This window comes from Paenibacillus sp. FSL F4-0236 (assembly GCF_038000135.1).
Taxonomy (GTDB): Bacteria; Bacillota; Bacilli; order Paenibacillales; family Paenibacillaceae; genus Paenibacillus_AQ.
This window is the reverse complement of record NZ_JBBOBK010000001.1, coordinates 1483707-1505286: the sequence shown is the minus strand read 5'-3', so window position 1 is coordinate 1505286 and position 21580 is coordinate 1483707. Positions and strand designations below refer to the sequence as shown.

Below are 21580 nucleotides of genomic sequence, written 5' to 3'. Positions count from 1 at the left end.
TACTTCGGTACGCCCCTTTCATTATGGACGCTGGTAAACGCTGCTGATCAAAAAAGTGAAACAGGAACGAGCTTTCTTCCTCCCTTGACTAGGGTGGATTCTAACACATCCCCTTTGACACCTCCGAAATAGAGCTGCCAGTACACACCAAAGCGAACGCTAACGTCATTCTTCACTAGCTCCGGTGGCGTTACAATCAGCCACTGAAATTTGAGCGCCTTTGAAATCTCAAATACGGGATCAAGCACATTATTAGATACCATTTCTCCAAAAGGATTGTCATATAAAAAGACCGTCCACCCTTTGTTCTCACGATTTACACGTTTATGTGTCATGATCATCATGGCTACCAGCAGCTGTACAGATTGGCGCTGTCCACCACTGCCGACAGCCTCATCCAGCGCACCCCGATTGATGATTTCCCAGTCGGAATAATGGTAGTCTTCCGGAGCGGCGTAGAGGAAGTAATTTTCCGTTACTGGTTTATATACCTGAAGAATCGGGAAGCGATTCTGAAGCGCCGCATAGACGATTCGTCCGTCATTTATAACCTCTTTGATTACCAGCGCTGGTACTTGTTCAATCTTTGGATATTTTGAGAGTAGTTCATTGATACACCGATTGAAATAGTCGCTCACCATCGGCTCTACCTCATCACTTGATCTCGGTATATTGATATTCTTATAATTCAGGCGTACCAGCGGGAAAGCATAATTATTCTCATTATGAATAATCATCCGACGTTCCATTCGCTTCATAATATCAATGATTTGTACTACACGATAAGAAGCCCGGGCTACCCACATCTTGCGGGACAGATCCATATCCTCCTTATCGCTTTGAATGCTCTCAATCTGATCGCGTGAACTACGTAACATCGAATCTAGGACTTGCTGAGCAATAGCGAAATTATCCCAATGGACCGTATTTAAACGATCTAGAATCTTGGTCTCCAGTTCAGAATTCCGTTCGTTTTTGGCAAGTTTTCCGGTTAATGAATTTTTCTCTTCCTTCACCTTTCTGGAGACCTCGTCCCGTCTAACTCGGCTATCCTTAATACGAAGAAGCCAGTCAGCAACCAGTGACTCACAGCCTTCTCTTACCCTCAGCATTAATTCTTCTGGCACAGTCCGTAGATTGACCCGATCCTCAATATGTGCATTCATGATCTTGATTTGATTGGATAACGTCTGAATAAGCGCATCCATTCTTTCCAAAGATCGTTTACACTGGTTAAGCATGAGCTCATTCTCTTGGGAACGCTCCTGAATGTCCGCCTCTTTTTGCTCGAGTTGCTCATTCCAAATTTCCACGGCACGCTCATGTTTCTCTTTGATTCCTTTTTCTACCTTACGCAATTCCTTCTGCAAATTCTCTAATTCAGTCTGGCAACGGATGAAAGAATCGTGAACCATCTGATAGTCTTCTTCCAGTGAAGCAGTTTCCGACTTTTGACGGTTTCTTGCAGCCATAATGGATTCAGTAGATTCAGCAGGCTCTGTTACCTTCCGCCAATTCTCATCCACTTGATTCAGGCTGGCTTCAAGCTCCGTTAGATTCTCGCTCGCCGCTTTAATCTGGGCGGCTCTTGTTCGAATTTCAAGCTCATTCTCCGTCAGCGATTGCTGCAGACTTTCAACGGTACTGAGCTGCTGCAACAGAAGGTTCTGCTCTACGGGATCTATTGGTGTGGGTTCCATATCATCCGAAAGCTGATGATATGTCGGAAATACAATTTCAGGGAACCAATGCTGCAGTCTAGGAAACAGAGCATACTTGGCATCTCCCATCCATTTCTCGCGCTCTCCGCCAAGGCTTACCATTTGCGCTTCAAGATGCTCGAGTTGCTGGTCCTTACTCGCAAGCTCTTTGCTCACTAGACTCTTACGATCTGTATACTTTTTCTTCTCCTTTTGATCCTGCTCATGTTTCTTCGAACGTTCAATCCAACCTTGCAACGCTGCTGCTCTCTGCTCATGCTCTGCACTAAGCACCTTATTCTCGATAAGTTCCCGACCGATCCGAGCAAGCGTGCTCTCGTTCTCATTAATCTCGTTGCTAAGACTGATAATGCTCTGCTGAAGTTCACTTTGCAGTTTCATAAGGGTATTGCGTTTGGCTGTAATCGTCACAGTGTTCTCTGTTTGATATAACCGCTCATATTCCTGACGCACAGATTTCAACTTCGATAAATAAGCCTCCGCGTCCTGAAGCACTTGTTCTTGCTCCTTAAGCTTCGCCTGAATACCGCTCTTAAAGTTTAAGAACCGATCTGGCTCCAGTACCATTTGTGGGCCTTGGTTAGCTAAAAGCTTAAAAGATACTGGATCTGAAGCTACCATCTCTTCACGGATAAAGATTGGCACCGCTGATTTCAGCAGCGTGTCCTTCAGCAAATCCGGTTTGATTTTATCAGCTTCGCGCCGGGTAACAATCAGACTATAAGGAAGGAGTGGATAGCGCTCTAGTTCTTCCTCACGTTCAAGGTATGGACGATCATTTAAATAGGAACTGCCCGGTGTGGATTGAATCTTGAGCGAATCGAGTGTATCCTTGACCGCGAGAATATCTGAATTCGGCAGCCAGTAGGATTGGTTCTGAAGTTCCACGTCCATAAGCTGATTGTAGTACTCTCGTCTGGAACGTTTTGTCTGTTGCTCCACTTCATCCATTTTTCGGATAAATCGTAGTTGAATCGTATCCTTCTCTTCAAAAAGACCAGTAGCTCCCAAACGATTATGTTCATCAAACATTTCCAGCAGCACAACGATTTGTGACCATAACTGTGATTCTTTATAGGTCTGCGAATCAAGCAGTGCCCCGAGCTCGTCTACCTCTCGTTCATAAGAGCGATGCTTCTCGCTGAGTTCTGCGTGATTCTTATGCAGTGCCAGCTTTCGGTTCTCTGCCTCTTTATGCTGTTCGTCTAGCACTTCCATATCCAGAAGTATCGTTTTGGCAGCTGAAATCGTACGTTGAAGCGCCGCCACCGGAGCATGTGCAGCGTCCTGACCATGCTGAGCTGCGAATGTTCCGAGTTCTTCTGTATATTGACGGATAGATAGCGTCAATTCATTAATCTGGATATCCAGGCCTGCTAACTCCAACAGGAAGCTCTCCCGCTCCTTGCGCAGACCTTTTTCTTCAGTCGTCAGTGCTCGCTCAGCGTTTCCAAATCCTCTGATCGTTTGTTGCCAGAGGCTTGACACCACATCCCATTGTTTACGAAGCTTTTCTTTAGCCGTCTGAATGACCTCTTGACGTTCTTTCATCTCCAGAGATCCTTCGATCGCTTGAATTTCTTTCTGCCATTGCTCAATTTGTCGTGTGTGGAGCATACGTTTAGCTAAGAAATGAGCCACTTCAAGCTTTTTCTCCTGAGTCTTGGAATCGTCCAGCCGTCCACGTGCACGTCTCTGATCATCACTAAGCTTTTTGAACTCTTCCTGTTTCAGTTCCATTTCTTCCTTGCTGCGCAAAAACTTTAGATTGTCCGTCTCAAATCGTAATTGCTTTGCATCCTGATAACGCCCAGCCAGTTCATTACCAACCTTACTTCGCTCTTCTTCCGCATTTCTCTGTTCTTCATGAATAACCGTATAGATCTGACGTCCACGAAGTTCAGTTTCTTGAACAACACTCTCTGCCTCTACTCCTAGCTTCACCAGCTCGTATAAAGGTGCGGCCATGCCAAGAAACTCTGTGTAGACTTGTTCCCGCTGTTCAAGCATCGGTAGACGTTGAGCTACTGTCGCCGTGTCGATAAACATCCGCTGCAGCGTATTGTCTTCTTCTTTGGGTCCCTCATTTAGACTGGAACCTATCTCAGGGATAATTAGCTTTTCGAATAAGTTATGGTTGGTAAAGGCATCATTCTTTTTAAAATAACCTTTAATACCGCCCTCTTCCCCATTGATCCGCCGCATATTGCGCCACTCGGCGATATGGATATCCCGGGTAGCCAGGAAATCATAATATTTTTTTAAATCCGAGCTATGGCTACCGAAAGGTACAATTTCCCCTCGCCGATCTCGTATAAATTGCTGGATCGTTTCAAAACTCGTAGGTTCAGCAGTCTCTTCATCGAAGAGTGGCAGCGTCGAAAGGGTAAGTTCAGACGCTTCGCCGTAATCTGAAAGTGCGTACAGTAAGTAATCCACTTTAATATCCTGCTGATCCAGTGAGTTATGTGCCGTCATAGCAATACCAGTCGTCATATATTCATTACGCTCATTGTTGTCCAGATGCCATTCGATAGCTACATGAAAGGTGTAAGGTTTAAGTTGTTTTTTATGATTATGAAAAAATGCTTCAACCTGGTTCTCACTATCTTTTCCCCATGGCGTTTTAGGCATTAATAACTGAAATATAGATTGTAGCAGTACGCCCTTCCCGCCACCATTCATAAGCGTAATAAGCGTATTGGCTGGCCCCTCTTCGTTACAGAGGTCCAGAATCATATCATCATATTTCTTGAGCATTTTCTCGTATTTAAGTCCTGTAATCCGTATGCGTTCAATCCGCGGCATTAATAGCACCGTCTTTCTCAGCTATAGTTCGTCCGATGAGTTTCTTCAATTCCTGATACCGGTCAACATCATGATATAAATACCGCATTCTCTCATACAGCTCTTCCCGTGGGAATATCCGCTTCTCTGACTCCGAGATGAACACGAGCTTCTCCTCTTCCAGGAGCTTCATGCCTTCATGAATCAGCCCAATTCGTGAGCCTGCGCCTCTTGTCAGAAGATCGCTCTCTTCCTGACTCTTAGTTTGCATATAGAGGTTAGTCCACACCTTCGACATCGCTTGGATATCCAAGCGCCACTGCTGACTAAACCGGCCTTCATCATCCATCTGCATCCATGCTTGGAAAAGTGAAGACACCTGATCGGATATCTGTATATAGGACATACTGTCCTGCCCGGACTTAAAGTGAGTCTCGTCCTGATCCATCTCGGCAAGAAACACAAGGATGATGATATTAATGATATGTAAATGAGTTTTGCGCTCAATTCGTGAGTATTTATTCTTCAGCTGGGTAAAGTTGGTGGCGAACACTGACCCGAGTGGATTGACCAACAAATGGAGACGGTGTCCGGAATTCATCACTCGGCAGCCTGCCTCCTTGGCAACATATTGAAGCGCATCATATGTTCCTGCATCCTGTAGGCATTCCGCAGCCGCAGGATCATCGAGAGGGATTACCTTTTTACGAAGTAATTCAAAAAATAGCCGTGAAGCTTGCTGTACCTGTTCTAATGTATAACTCATGCTTGTAACCTCTCACCTCTCCACGATCGTAATAGTATATGGGCTCATGTCTAGACCAGACCAACGTACCCTTAGAGCTGAATCTTGCGCAATGCTCGTCCGCAACAGCTTGCCGTGCAAGCTCTCCAGTTGAGGATCATCCGCTAGTACGTACCTGATTAGCAGCTGGCATTCATCAGATCCGTTGCTGTTCTCCGGAGCCTGTTCCTGTACTACAATCTCTGAATGAAAAAACTGCACCCACAGATCGACAGCATCTGGTGTGCGTGCCCATCTTGTTAATTCCTCCTCGGTAAAAGCTTCTGTAGTAAACGTAAAGCTCCCTCGCTGGGCTAGTGCACTGAACACAGGCTTCCACAGTTCAACGACTTCCACCCATGGAATACCTTTAGGAATATATTGAGCATTCTCAGCATAGAACTCATCTTCAAGTTCATCTATTACTATATCCGGGATAAAACCAACCTCTTGTTCCTCCCAAGCCCAAGGTAGTGGATAGACAAAATCCTGATTCGGAGCGAACAATCCACATAGCAGCAGATCAAGACTGTCACCGCTTGGCAGACCCTCCTCTTTAACCCATTCCTCCCATACATGCGTACGGAAGTTAAAGCCGGCGGCTCCCCAGAATAGTTCAGGGAAGTTCAATCTTAAGTTGGTCTCCACCTCGAAAATATTCAAGACTATCTCAGCCAGCTCATCGTGTACACGCCTTGAGAGCTCGACTCGTTCAGAAAGAATACGGATCTCATTGAAGTCGATCACATCTTTCTCGTCATTGGCTAGCCGGGCCAGAGAACGATGAATGTTATCAAAATGCTTGCGTTCTTCCTCGAACTGCTGATGAATTTCTTCGAGTCGCTGATGCCGAGCCACTCCAAATTCACTGAAAATATGCTTCGGGTTACGGCGCAATGCATTCCTGTATTCCTGCTGTTCATGGGTCATCTTCCGGACCCGGGAGATAAGCTCATTCACATCCTGAAGTGCCCTTGTTACACGTCCATGCTTAATATGCATTTGAATCTCAAGCAGCTTGATGCTGATCTGAAACTCTTCAATAATCTCATGACTCATAAAAATAAGCTCCATTGCGTATTCGGAGAGTCGATAGATTGTTCTGCCGTTCTCTTCCCAGCTACTGCGGGTCGCATCCTCATCCACCATGAAATACTTATATTTCTGCACAGACATTTGCCGAGCCGCATCATCATAATAATAGGATTCAAAATCCCCACCATTTCCGCTCCAGAGCAGGCCGTCTACTAAACGTTCTACGGATTCGGTAGTCCCGAGATTCGCAATATTGAACCGTTCCAATGCAGTCCAAGCCAACGCTATTATATCTTCCTTGGATCTTCTCTCATTGGATTCTAGCTCCAAATAATAGACTTGCAGCAAGATGCTTAAAGATACCATTTCTTTGTACGGTTGGATTTCGCCAAGGTTCATCCCAGCCCCCAGATTCCATAGGGGATTCAATCGTTTATTTCGTTCGCCAAAATCCGACCAATTCATCTTTCTGCCATCCTCACCAAATAAAAATAAAACCCGTATACATCCGTATAGGGTTCTGAAGTACGCGAATATATGTTTCTATTATATCAATTCATCGAAGGTTGTGCTATTTATTGTTAAACAAAATAATAGATTCTATCCACGCATTTCTACTCTGCAGAATCTGGAGTATACGCCATGCAATACTGCTCTAATGTACTATTGGGTAAGGGGATAACCTTAACCGTGCGGAATTGATAATGCTCATAGATGGGAAGATTACTTTGCGTCTGTGTCTCTAAGGAGCATAATGCATTCTTCTCGCGGCACTCGGCGAGCAGCGGCATCATAATCTTTGATACATATCCTTGCCCACGGTAACGTTCTTGCACTACAAGCATATCCAAATGCAAATACTTCTGATCACCAAACATCGATAGCCATAAGGAACTCATACTGCGCAAAGTAGTTAGTCCTCGAATAAATCCTCGCACACCAATGATTCGGCAAATCGGTAAACACTTGAGAATCGCTATCCCAATTTGTTTCATATAGTTGACGTTCGAAATCAATGTCCCGCTCTGACGCTCCGAATGGAACACCAAAGCGACAGCTTCATAATTTGTTGACGTCGTTAGTAAATCCGAATAAGGATACAACATCTCAATATAACGATGAAAAAAAATGTTTAATACGCGGAGTCTGGTTGTTTCATCAGGCAAAATATGCTGATACAATGGATCATCCTTTGCGAAGGTTTCTGCCAGAACGCTGGCGGCTTTCGGAATGTCCTGCCGATGAATTTTAATTAATGAACTACAAATAGTTCCACCTCATTTAGTTTACTTTCGCGATAGGCTCGGTTAGTGAAGAAGCCATTCAAGAATATTATAACTGGTTTAGTCAAGCCCTCATTTAAGGCGATGAACTTCGATATGGCACGATGGTTCTATTGTCATTTCTTCATTGAATGAGATATGATTAAAAAGATTACAAAAATACTGGGAGGAAAAATGGAAGATATTATACTGTGGCTTAAATACTTGTTTCTAGGGTTTGTTCAAGGGGCAACTGAGCCAATCCCCGTTTCCTCGAGCGGCCATTTAATCATCGCGCAGAAATTGCTGGGCTTAAAACAGAATGGGCTATCATTTGAAATCCTGACAAATACGGCTTCTCTAATTGCGATTTGCTTTATTTTCCGCAAAGATATCGGAAGATTGATCACTGGATTCGTTCAATTTATTCTGACCCGCAAAGAGGAATATAAGTCAGATTTTATGTTCTCTTTGTACATTATCATTGGCACCATGCCTGCGGTTATCGTAGCCTTGTTCTTTAAGGACCAAATTGAGGAGATCTTCTCGTCAGTACACACCGTGTCCATCGCCTTGCTGGTAACCGGGGTTGCTTTATGGTTAATTCGTAATCTTCGCGGTCGTAAACAAGATGGGGATTTAAAAGCCAAGGATGCAGTCATAGTCGGACTTGCCCAAGCTGTAGCTCTTATTCCTGGCATAAGTCGTTCAGGCGCAACGGTCATCTCTTCCATTGCTGTGGGAATGAAGCAAGAAACTGCTTTACGCTTTTCTTTTATGCTGTATATTCCAATCAGTCTGGGCGGACTTGTTATGGGTGCATCTGATATTGCCAGTGACCCGAACCGAGCGCAACTAGCAATTCCATACTTAATTGCATTTATCACTACACTAATCGTTACGTATTTTTCTATGCGCTGGTTTATGGGGATTATGGCTAAAGGTAATTTGAAGTACTTCTCTTATTACTGCTTCTTGGCTGGGATACTACTCCTTATCTTCATGTAAGTACATGATTTCAAACAAAAGCCCTCATGACAATCTCTGGGATTACAGAGAGCATGAGGGCTTTTCATCCTATTTTAACAGGGATATTACTTCACCACTAGACCGAATCTTGCCGATCCTAGGGAAAATCGTTTTACACACATAGTCATGCTCTTCTTTCGTAGAAGCAGTCATTGCATCTTCCACAAAAACTTGGTTGTAACCAAGCTGATAAGCTTCTCTAGCTGTCGTATCCACACCGATGGATGTAGAAATACCACACAATACAATCGTATCTATACCGCGGCGACGTAGCTGCAAGTCAAGATCCGTTCCGAAGAACGCCCCCCATTGACGTTTAGAAATCACATGTGCATTTTTGAAATTAGCTAATTCAGGCACCAAGGTATCCCAGCCTTCAGGAAAGGCTCCTGCACTCATCTTCAAATCTGTTTGAGGTCTTAACATATCCTGTCCATCTAACGAGGATACTCTTACAAGTACTACAAACGACCCCTTTTCCGTGAAGGCTTGAACTAAACTGCTGCCCTTCTGAACCACCTGCTCACCTGTATAGGGAGCCTTATTCGGCATGTTAACAATTCCATTCTGCAAGTCGATTACAACCAGCGCCGTTTTCTTTGCATCAATACATTCAGTTTCTGATCTCTTTAAGTCTTCCATTGTCTTCTCTCCCATTTAAACTTAGTTTTTTATACACTTTAAAATAAACCCAGCCTGCATTTATCAATAGCAAAACACTCGTAATAAAGAATACATCTCGGATCCCAAACCAGGCTGCCACTTGCCCACCTAGAACCGAACCCGCAAATGTGCCAAGATAACCTGCCGACATGTTAAATCCAAATACTCTGCCTGTAAGCGCATCTGGTGTTATTTTCTTAACGAGGATATTCACAGAAGGTATTAACCCACCTGCCGCTAATCCTAGTAGAAAACGCAGACCCATTAACTGCCAAGGATTCTGAACAAACGCTTGTGGGATAAACAGAAGTCCTGCCGCTATAAGCGCAACTAGTATAACTTTTTGAGCACCTATTCGGTCAGACAACTTGCCAAGCCTTGGAGCAGCAATGATGTTAGCCAGCCCTGAAGCTGAGAAGGTCATCCCTGCAAGCAGAGCCACATGACTAGCACTCTTGGAGAGCTGAGTAACATATACCGTAATAATTGGTTCTACAGAGTATAAAGCAACAGTTAGAATAAAGAAGGTTACAAACAAGGTTAGCGTTAGGCTCTTCTCTGGAACACTGCTCCAGACCTCCTTGATACTTAGCGTCTTTTTATCTTCACGATGAAAAGATTCCTTCACGAACAAAGCGGTAGTAATGAAGGCAACCAGCATCAGTCCACCCGTAACAAAAAATGAACTTTGTAAACCCATGCTCTCTGCAATGAAACCACCAATCGTTGGGCCAAGTAAAGCTCCAGCAATACTGGCTGTTGAAAGAGTTCCTAAAGCATATCCTGCATGTTCCTTATCCGTCTGAGTCGCGATTAATGTAGTGCAAGCTGTACTATAACCCGTTATTGTGCCCTGTAATAATCTTAGTGCAATTAATACATACACATTAGGCGCAAAACCCATACAGCTGATCACAATCGCCATCCCAAGACTTGCCCGCAAAAGCATTGGTTTCCGTCCGAACCTGTCTGCCGCCAGCCCCCAAATGGGTGAAAATATGGCTGAAACGATAAAGGTAATCCCAAAAGCAATGCCAGAAAACTGAGCAACGGAATCGGCATTGTCTACACCAAGATGCTTAATGTAAAGTGGCAATACTGGCGCAATCTGGCTCATACCTACACCCGTTACAAACATACCAAACCAGCAAACGATCAAATTCCTTTTCCACATGAACATAAAAAAGCCTTCTTTCTGCTAACAATAACAACCTCATGTTAACAGTCAGATTGGCTCTATACCATGCATTATTCTAAACTCCATGGACATTTTTGCTCTGAAATTCCGAAGGGCTGATACCTGTCATTCTTTTGAAAATTCTGCTAAAATAAAATTCATCCGTAAATCCAAGGGTTTGCGCAACCGCTTTGATTTTTATGTTTCCTTCGAGAATCAGCTCTTTCGCTTTATCAATTTTCATTTTATTAAAAAACTCAATGATCGAATAACCTGTAATCTCTTTAAAGGCTCGCGATAAATAAGCAGGAGAAAGCTGTACCAAATCTGACAATTCGCTCAAATTAACTTTCTCATTGATCTTTTGATGCATATAATTAATAATTTTTTCTACCTTTAATGATGTAGCGTAATTTCGACTTTGTTTTTGTGTATTTTGAGCAATAGCAATGATAAGCTGCTGTAACAAAGTTTTCGTTACAAATTCATAACCTGGCAGCTTAGTGTTCCAGCTCTGAATCATTTTTCCGAAGATATCTTCCACCAGATAATAATCCTTCAATTCGGATACAGCTTGCAGATGGAGTGAATCCACATCACCACTAATTCCCCATTTCTCCTCGTTCATGCTCACCTTTGCATAGTTGAAATGAACGGACAGAAAGCATAAGGGATCTTCAGCATCTATCTCTATTGAATGCTTAACATCTGGAGAAATATAGAATAACATACCAGCTTTAAACGAATGTCGTTTTCGCTCCATCATAAAGCTACCCTTCCCTCCAGTCACTAAGAGAAGTTCATGATGTTGAAGGGTTCTAACGAGCTTGCTCCAATTTCTCTTGGGGTCGTTGAAGTATCTGTAATTACAATATAGTATGTGGAAAAATAGATTATTTATATTCATAAAAGCCCTGTCCAAATGTCCACCGAACGTTCGATCGGATCGTATTCAACGTCATATCCGAACGTTTCGGATATAAATCGGAGGGGAACATAGGTCGAGTAACCGTATAGATGAGGTGGGCTATTCATCTGCACAGCTTGTCCATTAATGTAGGCTGTATGATCGTCGATGGTCATCTTCAGAGAAAGTCCATTTTTTTCAGCGGTAATCATGCGGGTTGCCTTGTTCCATTCTACCCTGGCTCCAAATAACTCAAAGAGATAACGCATGGGTACTTCTGAAATGCCATTCACAATGTTTAGCGGTGGTGCTGATAGAAGTGGCATATCATCAATGTTCAACTGATACAGGAAAGGGCTTGTCTTGAAGGTCCACTCTTTCACCAGTGTTTCGCCACCAGATTGAAATGAAACCTCCGCGGTATACTCCCGATCCCCCCTCAACTGACGCTGCGCTGTTAATACATACCCGTAACCAGAATTGAGTTTCTTCACACTAAGCGGGATACTAATGTGGCGGTTGCCTGCCTGTGTGCTTAGTTTAGCCTTTATGTCCGCTACATCCCGTAGACTACTAAAGACCGTAAGTGTTGTAGCTTCTCCTTGAATTAACTGCTGTGCATTCATTTTGTAAATGTTGCCTGACCACACTCGCGTCATTCCATCATAAGGAAATACGCTCGCAGTCGCTGGTGTAGTCATTACGCCTTCTGACTTCACAGCACCAACAATCACGGTAGACTTACCCACTCGTGCAATGCCAATAGAAGCAACTGCCGGGGTCAGCATCACTTCCCTGCGATCATGCATAACTGCTAGCTCGTTAATCTCTGAAGCCATATCAAATTCATCATAGGCCCGCTCTTTCATATATACGGTTTCCATAATCTCCGGTACTTCTCCGCTTAAACCCGACGTTAACACTCTCTCTTTAGGTGTTTGTTGGGTAAAGAACTCACGACCTTTCACTTCTATAGATAAATCGCCTTCAGACTTTATTGTAAAATTAGCATTAGCGTAGCGAGCATGATTAATCGCCGCCTTAACGAGGGCAGGATCAAGTTTCACTTCATCCAACCCCATTTGTTGCCGAATTTTATTAATTGAAGCTAGTGCTTTTAGTTGCTCCGCACTACTAGTTCCGTCAAACAATACTTTTGAGGCTTGTACCTTTGTGACATCAATTAATGGAGTGATTGCCATAAGCAGCAAGACGCCTATAAGTATCCATCTTTTACGCATAGTTCCCCTCCTCAAAATTCCATATCTTGTTAGACGACATTCTTCCAGAAAGGTTTCTGTAAAGCAGTTCAAAAACACAAAACAAACCACCCCGTAAATGAACTTCACCTCAATGGTTAGACACACAATCAGAGGCGTATTTCATTATAGAGTGGCTTCTCTGTGATCTCTTATGGTTTCTGAATAAACAGTCGTGTCCAATAATGTTGATATTGACTAGTCGCAGTTCCCCCTACATAACCAACCCCAATATCCGTAAAGCGAGGATCCAAAATATTAGCTCTATGACCAGTACTATTCATCCACGTTCTCATTACTGCTTCAGGTGTTGCTTGGCCCGCCGCGATATTTTCTGCATAAGCACGCCACTCCACTCCAAATCGATCTAGCATTTGAGAGGGGGTACCATAAGTTGGAGAGGTATGACTAAAATAGTTATTATCCCTCATATCTCTTGATTTCAAAACCGCAAGATCAGTTAGCCGCGTATTTGAGTTAAGGCATATATTGTGGAAGAGGTCTTCACGCTTGTACCAAAGTCTATAATTCTACTATAAATTTTGTTAATCCTATGTACTTGATTTCTCTTTGACTTGACATGTATGTGTTACTTTATGTTAATATAAACAAATCATAAACGTTGATATATCATCTATTTTTCTAATTAGGAGAGATCATATGGATTCCAAAGACCCGCTAGGGTTAGTTATTCGCGATTTGCATTTAGAAATAGCCAATTATTTAACAAAATTGCTTGCTCCCGTTCGGCTTGCGCCTGAACAACATTTACTTATGGCTTTGTTGCTTGAGAAAGAAGGTCTATCTCAGAACGAGATTGCTAATAAACTTGGGAAGGATAAAGCCAGTGTTGCCCGAATGATCGCTAGCTTAGAGAACAAGGGGTACATTCATAAAGTAACAAGTACGCAAGACCGTCGTTCGGTAAATGTTTTTGTCACAGACGAAGGCAGGAAATTAGAGACTACAATCAATGAGGTGACGATCAAATTAAACGAAATTATAGCGACAGGATTCTCTCCTGCGGAGTACTCAGCGCTAACAACTTTGTTAACTCGTGTGCAGAATAATGTAAGAGAGGCATAAATGCATATCCTCTGCTCTATAGTTGACATATCATCTATTCTTCAAAAATAATACGAATCCATTTCTGAAAAGAGGTTTATCCCTATCATGGAATCAACAGCAGCTGTTCAAGTTAAACGCCCCGCCCTAATGGCTTTCTCACTTATGCTAGGTGCATTCGTCGGGCTATTTAGTGAAACCGCATTAAATATGGCTTTTACCAACTTAATGGATGAATTTTCAATCAACGCCTCAACGGTTCAATGGCTAACCACAGGATACTTACTTGTACTAGGAATCCTTGTTCCGATATCCGCCCTATTAATGCAATGGTTTACCACTAGACAATTATTCACAGCTTCCTTGCTATTATCTATCGTCGGTACTTTAATTGCTGCCCTCTCTCCCAATTTCACCTCCTTATTAATTGCACGTTTAGTGCAAGCCTTGGGAACTGGTTTATTGCTGCCCCTAATGACGAACATTATTCTAATAATTTTCCCTGCACATAAACGTGGAACTGTCATGGGGATGATGGGACTTGTTATTATGTGCGCACCGGCCATCGGGCCAACTTTGTCTGGTTTGATCGTGGATCATTTGGGCTGGGAGTTTATCTTTTGGACAAGTTTACCTTTATTATTATTTACATTTGGATTCGGATTAACATTTATCAAAAATGTAGCCAAAATCTCTAAACCTAAAATAGATATTTTATCCATTCTACTTTCTACTTTCGGATTTGGTGGCATCGTATTTGGATTTAGCAACATCGCTGATCATGATTTAAGTGAAATCATTGTCTATCTGCCTCTTATCGTTGGTGTCATCAGCTTAATCCTGTTTGTATTAAGACAGTTTAAGTTGGAAACGCCGATGCTAAATTTACGAGTGTTTAAATATCCTATGTTTACAATAGGTCTGATAATGGTCTTTTTAGGAATGATGATCATTTTATCCTCTGCCATTTTATTACCGTTATATTTAAAAGGTGGTTTATTGTTATCAGCTACAGCTGCAGGAATTCTACTCCTTCCAGGCAGTGTGATTAACGGAGCTATGGCTCCAGTTACGGGTAGAATATTTGATAAATTCGGTCCGAAATTATTGCTGCCGCTTGGATTCTCCATCGCAACCATTGCAGGTTTTCTATTTACAAGCAATTCTACTGAAACCAGTAACCTGACCTTTATTTTAATACACTGCGCTATGTTTATCGGATTAGCTATGGTCATTATGCCCGCTCAAACCAATGGCTTAAATCAGTTACCCGTGAAATACTATCCGGATGGGGCTGCTGTTATGAACACACTTCAACAAATCGCAGGTGCTCTTGGTACAACGTTCGCTGTTACACTAATGTCTAGCGGACAAACACGATTCGCTAATACACATCCAACTGCTGCACAGCCTGAAATTTTAACCGCAGGAATTACACATGCATACTTATTTATCGCAGCAATTGCAGTTATCGGATTAATTTTATCGTTATTTGTGAAGCGTATTAGAGTTTATTAATTTTAATCAAAAAAGACAGTGGACACGAGCTGTCCGCTGTCTATATTTTAATCAATAGTTTTTTCATAGAATACTAAAGTTAATTTATCGTTTATTCGCTTTGTTTCTTCTGTTCGTTTATATCCTACCTTTTCATATAAATAACAGTTCCTCTGCTCTTGCTCAATACTATCCAGCTCCCATTTTTTCGCGTCATTATATCTCTGTTCAATGATTGCAAAAACCTGCTGGGCGATCCCCATCCCCTGGTATTCTGGCATAATAAATATGGGGCTGACACGGTAAGTATTGTTTTCCTTTTTAACGATTCGGACACCGCCCACAGCAATATCAGAAGTCTTAATTATATAGTAATCTGTAAAAGACTGATTAATTCGGTTTATCATTTGTTCTACGGATTCATTGGCTGGGCTGGTTTCATAATCCTTATATTTCTCCAGTAATGGCATAAAGGCTTTGACTTGCATTTGATGAATAAATTCCGCATCACTTACGTCTGCTTTACATAAAGAAATCCCCATAAAGATGTACCTCCATTAAAATATATTACTATTAACAAGGTTTATGGTTTGTTTTTAGGTATGATATAAAGTGATCCGTCTTCCTTGTATTCAGCATAAGCAATGTCCTCAACGCATTGATAGCCATGCTCCCTGATCCATTCCTGGATCTGTATCTTATTCATAGTTCTGCCACGCATCGAATCTTCTAGCAGCCTACCTTTATCAATAACTGTAATGGAAAAGGAGGAAGACTGCTCCGATTGCTCCTCTTCAGACTTGCGCATAACCGACAGTGAACCATTCGTTTCGAGCAGAGCATACTTCACTTCATTTAGAGAAAAAATATTTTGCTGCCGCAGCATAAACAGCAGTTGGGTAAACTCAATATCGTATTTCTCCATCAAATCCTGATTCACTTTGCCATCGTCAATAAGCAACACCGTCCGGCCTTCCGCCATGTTCCCGAACTTCACAAAATGGGTCGTTGCCTTTTCAAACAAATAAGACAAAGCGGTCCAGATGAAAAGCGCAAACAGCAGATGCCAGATCTTCACCTCATTATCATATATCGTATTCCCTACAATCTCACTTAAAATCAATGATGACAGGAAATCAAGTGGCGTCAATTGACTAAGCGTCTTGCGGCCAGTAATAAAGGTAATGATCCACAAACCAAAGAAACTAATGATCAGTTTGACACCTATAGTTACAAATATCTCCATTGCTGCACCTCCAGCTGGGACCTCGCACAAGGTCGTTGCCCTTATGACACGAAATCCATTCATGAAAGGTATTACACACTCCTAGTGGGGGATAAACAGCAAGCGAGACGCTATGCAACTTGCCCTTATGTTGGAATGGTGATAAGGAACGTTGTGCCTTTGCCTTTTTCACTATCAACTTCAACAATGCCTTTCACTTTATCAATGGTACTGTAGACCATAAGCATTCCCAGTCCTGTCCCTTCGGCTTTGGTCGAATAATACGGTTTACCGAGACGCGATATTTCTTCCTTTGTCATTCCAATGCCAGTATCGCGAATACTGATAATAATATTTTGTTTTTTTTCCGAAATATCGATGAACAGCGTACCACCGTCCTTTTCCTTCATGGCTTCGATTCCGTTTTTATATAGATTAATAAGACATTGCTGTATTTGGTTCCGATCATAATTTTTGAATAGTGAATTATTAAAATTAAATTTGACCTCTACTTTGTGCATAGTGGCATAAGGCATGATGATATTTTTAGTATATTCTGCCTCCTCCTGCATGTTGGAATAAACCATATTATCGGATTGCGGCTTAGCAAATGAAAGATAGTCACTCACGATTTTTTCAGCCCTCTGTAATTCTAATAGAGATAACTCTACGTACTGTTTCTCCTCCCTTGTGATCGTCTTAGATTTATTCAACAGCTGCAAAAAACCGCTGGTCACTGTAAGCGGGTTTCTGATTTCATGTGATACACTTGCCGCTAGCTCGCTCACGACATTTAATCTTTCAGATTGCATAATTCGGTCGCGATTCTTAATATTAGTAATAATCTTTTCTATTAAGATCATATTGATACACATCACCCCGATATGCGTCGTAAAGGCATTTAAGGTGAGAAACCAATATTCCCTATTTAAACTCCCCTGTGTAAAACCTAATATAATTAGGTAAAATCCCATTGTCAGAAAAGAAATTATTGTTGCCGCGATGATGCGACTTTTCGAATCTAGTTTTAAGAACCTTTTACTATATAGAGGAACTAGGATTAGGATTGAAGTGGCGAAAAGAAAGGATTGTAACGTACCCTCTCCCCCCACATAGAATCGATAGATATTTAAAAGGATATATAGCGGTAGAACGTTCTTGTATCCACCAAAAAGAGCCACAATGATAAACGGGATATATCTCAAATCAAAAATAAAGCCCATATCGAGTTTAAAAGGTTTGGCTATACAGAGACACATGGTCACTGCCGACAGTAGAACTAGAATCTTACTATTATAAGCAAAAGCACGATTTTCAAAGAAAAGTAGAAAAATTAAGATTGGAAACAATAAAAACAAGAAATTCAAAAGCAAAGTCTCAAACAAGGGATAACTTCCTTTCAGCCTAGTGTTGCTTAAAATACAGCGTACTGGAAAAATACGCTAAAATAATATTATAAGTAAAGTTCCCCTTATTAACTATGTATTTCTCAACCATTTTTCAAATAATAAAAAAAAGCACCTGACGGCGTCCTTGGAGGTAAAGTTACAAGCTGAGTACATCCGTAATTCCATACTCGTATCCGTGTGAGGTTCCGCTTACCAACCGTATAGCCTTTATTTCGATGAAATAAGCACATATATTAGGGACGGGCCATATTGCACTTATTCCCTAATAACAAGCCCATTCCGGGTGAATCAGGGCGAATAACGGCGCTGGCTCGTTTACGTTACCGGCGGCACATTGTATTTGGTTTTTCGCATACATTTGGCTCGTTTACGTTACCGGCGGCACATTGTATTCGGTTTTTCGCATACATTTAGCTCGTTACGTTACCGGCGGCACATTGTATTCGATTTTTCGCATACATTTAGATCGTTTACGTTACCGGCGGCACATTGTATTCGGTTTTTCGCATACATTTGTCCGTAAGTTCGACTAAAACATGCATTTCGGAGGATATAAGATCCACTCGGTCCGTTCTACATACCAAAGAGGCGTGTGCTTAATAAAAAACAGGGCTCCCCATGGCCAACAGTTGAATATAGGACCATCCATTGAATTTGTTTCACATTTCTCCGCAGTCTCAAAATTTTACAAATTCTATTATTTCAAAAAACATCCAATGGATGCTTTAATGATGCGATGATATTCTTACTCGTAATTTATTTAACGAATCGAATTATGATTATTTTGTCTTTTGTAAACCTCTTATTACGATCGATACAAGCAATATTCCTAAACATCCCCCTGTAATAGGCGAAACCACAAGAATACCAATTATATTCCTGCTCGAACTAAAAAGTAACTTCATACTAGTTACTGCTATCGCTACAACAACTACTGATGTCCAGAAAATATTTTTTTGTATTGTTGTAACTGTTGGTATCATTGTTACCGTTTCTCGATGTCGATACAACGACCTAACTATGATCCAAGTTACCATGAGTAATCCGAATATAGAAAACGAATGCTGCAATATTTTATAAAGAGTGAAATTATAAATCACTATATCCCTTAATGGGGGAAATTGTTCTACAAAGTAACCATTGAAATGTGTAAAACCATCGATGAACACGTGAGTAAAGAAACCAATAATCACAGATATGATGAACACTACCCAGCCCTTAGAGGTCAATCTCCACTTGCTCAAGGTATTGTACGCTCGTTGATCTATATTATAGTTCGAAGGAAGATGCAATATTAATATCTCCTTAACTATAAAATGGAAAATTAGTGCAAAAATCACACATAGGGGAATTGCCTGTAAAAATAATCCTGTTATAGAATGCCCTATACTTTGATGGGGCTCAAGCATAATAAAATATTCAAAATCAGGTGACATACTTCCTAGAATCAAGCCGGTAGCACTAAAGTATTTTGGGTTCACATATTTAAAAGGAAGTGCAAAAATAGGATGAGCAAAAGTGAAAGGCATAACAATCTCCTAGTGTTTATAATATTTTTTTAGCAACAAAGGTTATACAATCTGTTGTCAGTTTTACGGGGTGGCCTTTTCTATCAATTTCATATTCTATTTGTTTTACAAATCGTTGTTTAACTTCCCATCCAGTGTACTGCTGAACTAATAAATCAATCATTCTTTCTGTAGGTATATTCACTTCAAACATCGGGTCTAGTTCTTGTCCATTTTCAAGGTTTACCTCTTGTATGTTCGATCCGATAATAATGCAATTGATTCCATTTCTTTTAGTTCCAATAATCATTTCGTTAAGTTTACTTTCCAGAGCTTTTTCCGAACTTATATGTTCCAAGGCAGATACAGCTAAGATAATGTCATATTCCTCTTGATCGATAATGAAATATTCAATGTCAGATAGTCTTGTTACAATAAATGGTTCGACTCCAAATTTTCGACTATAACCTTCCAATTTTTCTATGGCCGACTCCAATAAATCAACACAAACTACCTTCCCATTTCTATTTTTCATGGATTCCGCTATGGGGATACTATTCCTACCAATCCCAGCTCCTAAATCTAATACACTTAAGTATTCTTGATCTCTGTATTCTTCTAATAGATCGATTACCGTTTTTACGGGTCTATGTAGCCAGGAACCTGGCTCGAACAAATTATAACTATCGTAACACAAGTCATGATATCTCTTCTCTTCAGTTCTTATATTCGCTACTCTGTCCATTTCACACCTCGAGCTTTCCTTATTACATATTTTCAACTAAGCATTGTACTGCGTTCAAATAAAACCTAAAATACTACATATATAGTTTTTTTTAATATTACACACTATGAACCCCCTATGATAATGAAGGAGATGGTTAACGTAGAGCCTACTCATCTACCACATCATAGCTATATCCACGCGACGGAGCTAGCTATTCAATACATGAAGGAGCATCTTGATGAAAAAGTAACTTCAGAGCAACTCGCTCATCTAGTCGGTTATAGCGCCTATCACTTCACTAGAATATTTAAGAAGGTAACAGGAATTTCACCACGCCAATACTTGTCCGCCTTGCGGATAGAATCTGGTAAACAAGCGCTGCTGAAACAACCTTCGTTGCTAACGAAGATTATGCTCTCGATAGGCTTCCGAAGTGCCGGCTCCTTCCATCATCGGTTCAAGCAATTCGTCGGCCTATCACCTAAGAAGTTTGCAGCCACTTCGTCTGAGTTATTCTCCCATATGAATCAATATGAACACACACCCTTAACATCTGATACATTGCCATCCTCACCACAAATGTGCATTCACTGTCAACTAGAGACACCACCGGATTTTCGCGGTCTATTATTTGTAGGTTTATTTCCACGCCCCATTCCCGATCAGAAACCCATCGTCAGTACTGCGCTCAATATGCGCAATCGCGAATGCATATTTACTGATATCTCACCTGGTACGTATTACATACTTGCAGCAGGTATTCCATGGAGTCGTAATCCTGTTGACTATTTTAAGTTAGATACATGTTTGCGAGGGAAATTTGATGAACCTGTTGAAGTGAATATTACAACGAAGTTGCACGTACACATCCTCTTAAGAGATCCTCTCCCGCATGATCCACCAATCGTCGTTAATTTGCCGCTGTTATTGTTTGAGAAATTTAACCGAGAGCGAGCAAACTAGAAGACTTTACAAGCTGATTAATCACATATACTTAATCAAATTGACAGTAATCTTCCTGATAAGAGGTGACCAGATGAGTCTAGTATCACAAATCGTCGTTAACAGTAATCTAGAATTGGTATGGAAGGCATGGACTGAAGCGGATCGTCTATCGAAATGGTTTGCACCAGAAGTATTAGTCGAATTGAAGGAAGGCGGGAAATACGAACTTTACTTCGATCCTAGCAACAAGCGATCGATGAGTACTGCTGGCTGTATAATACTTCGGATAGAAGCACCTCATACACTCGTCTTTGAATGGAAAGGTCCTGATCCGTTCGCTGAAGTCATGAATAAGTCCGCAAATCTAACACAGATTGAGGTGAAATTGAAAGCTCTTTCCGATGGTACACTTGTTACGATATGTCATTCGGGATGGACAGAATCTGAACCGTCACGAACCGCTAGAAGCTGGCATGAGCAGGCTTGGGCACAGATGCTTTCAAGTCTTAAGAGCAAGTTAGAGGCAGGTCAAGGAATATTGTGCTGTCAATAAATGATCCTATCCCTTGTTTGTGCACGT

The 21580-nt window shown here is 41.5% G+C and carries 19 protein-coding genes; 5 read left to right on the top strand and 14 right to left on the bottom strand.

Annotated features, from left to right (window positions below; all coding sequences use genetic code 11):
• Positions 1–47: 47 nt before the first annotated feature.
• From NSQ29_RS06850 to NSQ29_RS06835, 4 genes are all read right to left on the bottom strand, one after another.
• Positions 48–4538: a hypothetical protein gene (locus NSQ29_RS06850; RefSeq protein ID WP_341124647.1), complete on the bottom strand. Its 4491-nt coding sequence runs from the start codon at positions 4536–4538 to the stop codon at positions 48–50.
• Positions 4516–5274: a DUF6063 family protein gene (locus tag NSQ29_RS06845; protein ID WP_341124646.1), complete on the bottom strand. Its 759-nt coding sequence runs from the start codon at positions 5272–5274 to the stop codon at positions 4516–4518. Before NSQ29_RS06845 ends, NSQ29_RS06850 begins: the two co-directional genes overlap by 23 nt.
• Before the next feature lie 12 nt (positions 5275–5286).
• Positions 5287–6792 carry a hypothetical protein gene (locus NSQ29_RS06840; RefSeq protein ID WP_341124645.1) on the bottom strand — a complete coding sequence of 502 codons (1506 nt, stop codon included), beginning with the start codon at positions 6790–6792 and terminating at the stop codon, positions 5287–5289.
• 149 nt (positions 6793–6941) lie between these two features.
• The gene (locus tag NSQ29_RS06835) at positions 6942–7508 is read right to left on the bottom strand and encodes a GNAT family N-acetyltransferase (protein ID WP_341124644.1); all 567 of its coding nucleotides are present in this window, start codon (positions 7506–7508) and stop codon (positions 6942–6944) included.
• A 276-nt stretch (positions 7509–7784) separates the two neighbouring features.
• Here NSQ29_RS06835 and NSQ29_RS06830 point away from each other — a divergent pair, with 276 nt between their 5' ends.
• Complete coding sequence (locus NSQ29_RS06830) at positions 7785–8597, top strand: undecaprenyl-diphosphate phosphatase (protein ID WP_042189788.1); 813 nt, start codon at positions 7785–7787, stop codon at positions 8595–8597.
• Between the two features lie 69 nt (positions 8598–8666).
• Here the strand turns inward: NSQ29_RS06830 and NSQ29_RS06825 are convergent, their stop codons facing one another.
• The 5 genes from NSQ29_RS06825 to NSQ29_RS06805 form a co-directional block, all read right to left on the bottom strand.
• Positions 8667–9260: a hydrolase gene (locus tag NSQ29_RS06825; RefSeq protein WP_341124643.1), complete on the bottom strand. Its 594-nt coding sequence runs from the start codon at positions 9258–9260 to the stop codon at positions 8667–8669.
• Positions 9232–10461, bottom strand: a complete 1230-nt coding sequence (locus tag NSQ29_RS06820) for a multidrug efflux MFS transporter (RefSeq protein ID WP_341124642.1) — start codon at positions 10459–10461, stop codon at positions 9232–9234. The genes NSQ29_RS06825 and NSQ29_RS06820 overlap by 29 nt, the downstream gene beginning before the upstream one ends.
• A gap of 73 nt (positions 10462–10534) precedes the next feature.
• Positions 10535–11365, bottom strand: a complete 831-nt coding sequence (locus NSQ29_RS06815; protein WP_341124641.1) for an AraC family transcriptional regulator — start codon at positions 11363–11365, stop codon at positions 10535–10537.
• Complete coding sequence (locus tag NSQ29_RS06810) at positions 11362–12606, bottom strand: stalk domain-containing protein (RefSeq protein WP_341124640.1); 1245 nt, start codon at positions 12604–12606, stop codon at positions 11362–11364. Before NSQ29_RS06810 ends, NSQ29_RS06815 begins: the two co-directional genes overlap by 4 nt.
• A gap of 170 nt (positions 12607–12776) precedes the next feature.
• On the bottom strand, positions 12777–13112 hold the full coding sequence (locus NSQ29_RS06805) for a CAP domain-containing protein (protein ID WP_445739184.1): 336 nt from the start codon (positions 13110–13112) through the stop codon (positions 12777–12779).
• A gap of 172 nt (positions 13113–13284) precedes the next feature.
• Here NSQ29_RS06805 and NSQ29_RS06800 point away from each other — a divergent pair, with 172 nt between their 5' ends.
• Both NSQ29_RS06800 and NSQ29_RS06795 read left to right on the top strand, forming a co-directional pair.
• A complete protein-coding gene (locus NSQ29_RS06800) occupies positions 13285–13710 on the top strand; it encodes a MarR family winged helix-turn-helix transcriptional regulator (protein ID WP_341124638.1) in 426 nt (141 codons plus the stop codon).
• 87 nt (positions 13711–13797) lie between these two features.
• Entirely contained in the window at positions 13798–15207 is a 1410-nt protein-coding gene (locus NSQ29_RS06795; protein WP_341124636.1) for an MDR family MFS transporter, read from the top strand.
• A gap of 47 nt (positions 15208–15254) precedes the next feature.
• Here the strand turns inward: NSQ29_RS06795 and NSQ29_RS06790 are convergent, their stop codons facing one another.
• The 5 genes from NSQ29_RS06790 to NSQ29_RS06770 all read right to left on the bottom strand — a co-directional run bounded on the left by NSQ29_RS06790 (position 15255) and on the right by NSQ29_RS06770 (position 20073).
• Complete coding sequence (locus NSQ29_RS06790; RefSeq protein ID WP_341124635.1) at positions 15255–15728, bottom strand: GNAT family N-acetyltransferase; 474 nt, start codon at positions 15726–15728, stop codon at positions 15255–15257.
• A gap of 41 nt (positions 15729–15769) precedes the next feature.
• Positions 15770–16432, bottom strand: a complete 663-nt coding sequence (locus NSQ29_RS06785; RefSeq protein ID WP_341124634.1) for a DUF421 domain-containing protein — start codon at positions 16430–16432, stop codon at positions 15770–15772.
• Between the two features lie 125 nt (positions 16433–16557).
• Positions 16558–17796, bottom strand: coding sequence for an ATP-binding protein (locus NSQ29_RS06780; protein ID WP_341124633.1), 1239 nt, complete (start codon positions 17794–17796; stop codon positions 16558–16560).
• A gap of 803 nt (positions 17797–18599) precedes the next feature.
• Positions 18600–19349: a DUF4184 family protein gene (locus NSQ29_RS06775; protein ID WP_341124632.1), complete on the bottom strand. Its 750-nt coding sequence runs from the start codon at positions 19347–19349 to the stop codon at positions 18600–18602.
• A 16-nt stretch (positions 19350–19365) separates the two neighbouring features.
• Positions 19366–20073 carry a class I SAM-dependent methyltransferase gene (locus tag NSQ29_RS06770; protein ID WP_341124631.1) on the bottom strand — a complete coding sequence of 236 codons (708 nt, stop codon included), beginning with the start codon at positions 20071–20073 and terminating at the stop codon, positions 19366–19368.
• Positions 20074–20196: 123 nt separating this feature from the next.
• On the opposite strand from NSQ29_RS06770, the gene NSQ29_RS06765 reads away from it, so the two are divergent.
• Both NSQ29_RS06765 and NSQ29_RS06760 read left to right on the top strand, forming a co-directional pair.
• Positions 20197–21018 carry an AraC family transcriptional regulator gene (locus NSQ29_RS06765; protein WP_341124630.1) on the top strand — a complete coding sequence of 274 codons (822 nt, stop codon included), beginning with the start codon at positions 20197–20199 and terminating at the stop codon, positions 21016–21018.
• 73 nt (positions 21019–21091) lie between these two features.
• Positions 21092–21553 (top strand): SRPBCC family protein, encoded by a 462-nt coding sequence (locus tag NSQ29_RS06760; protein WP_341124629.1) that lies wholly within the window; start codon positions 21092–21094, stop codon positions 21551–21553.
• Positions 21554–21580 lie beyond the last annotated feature (27 nt).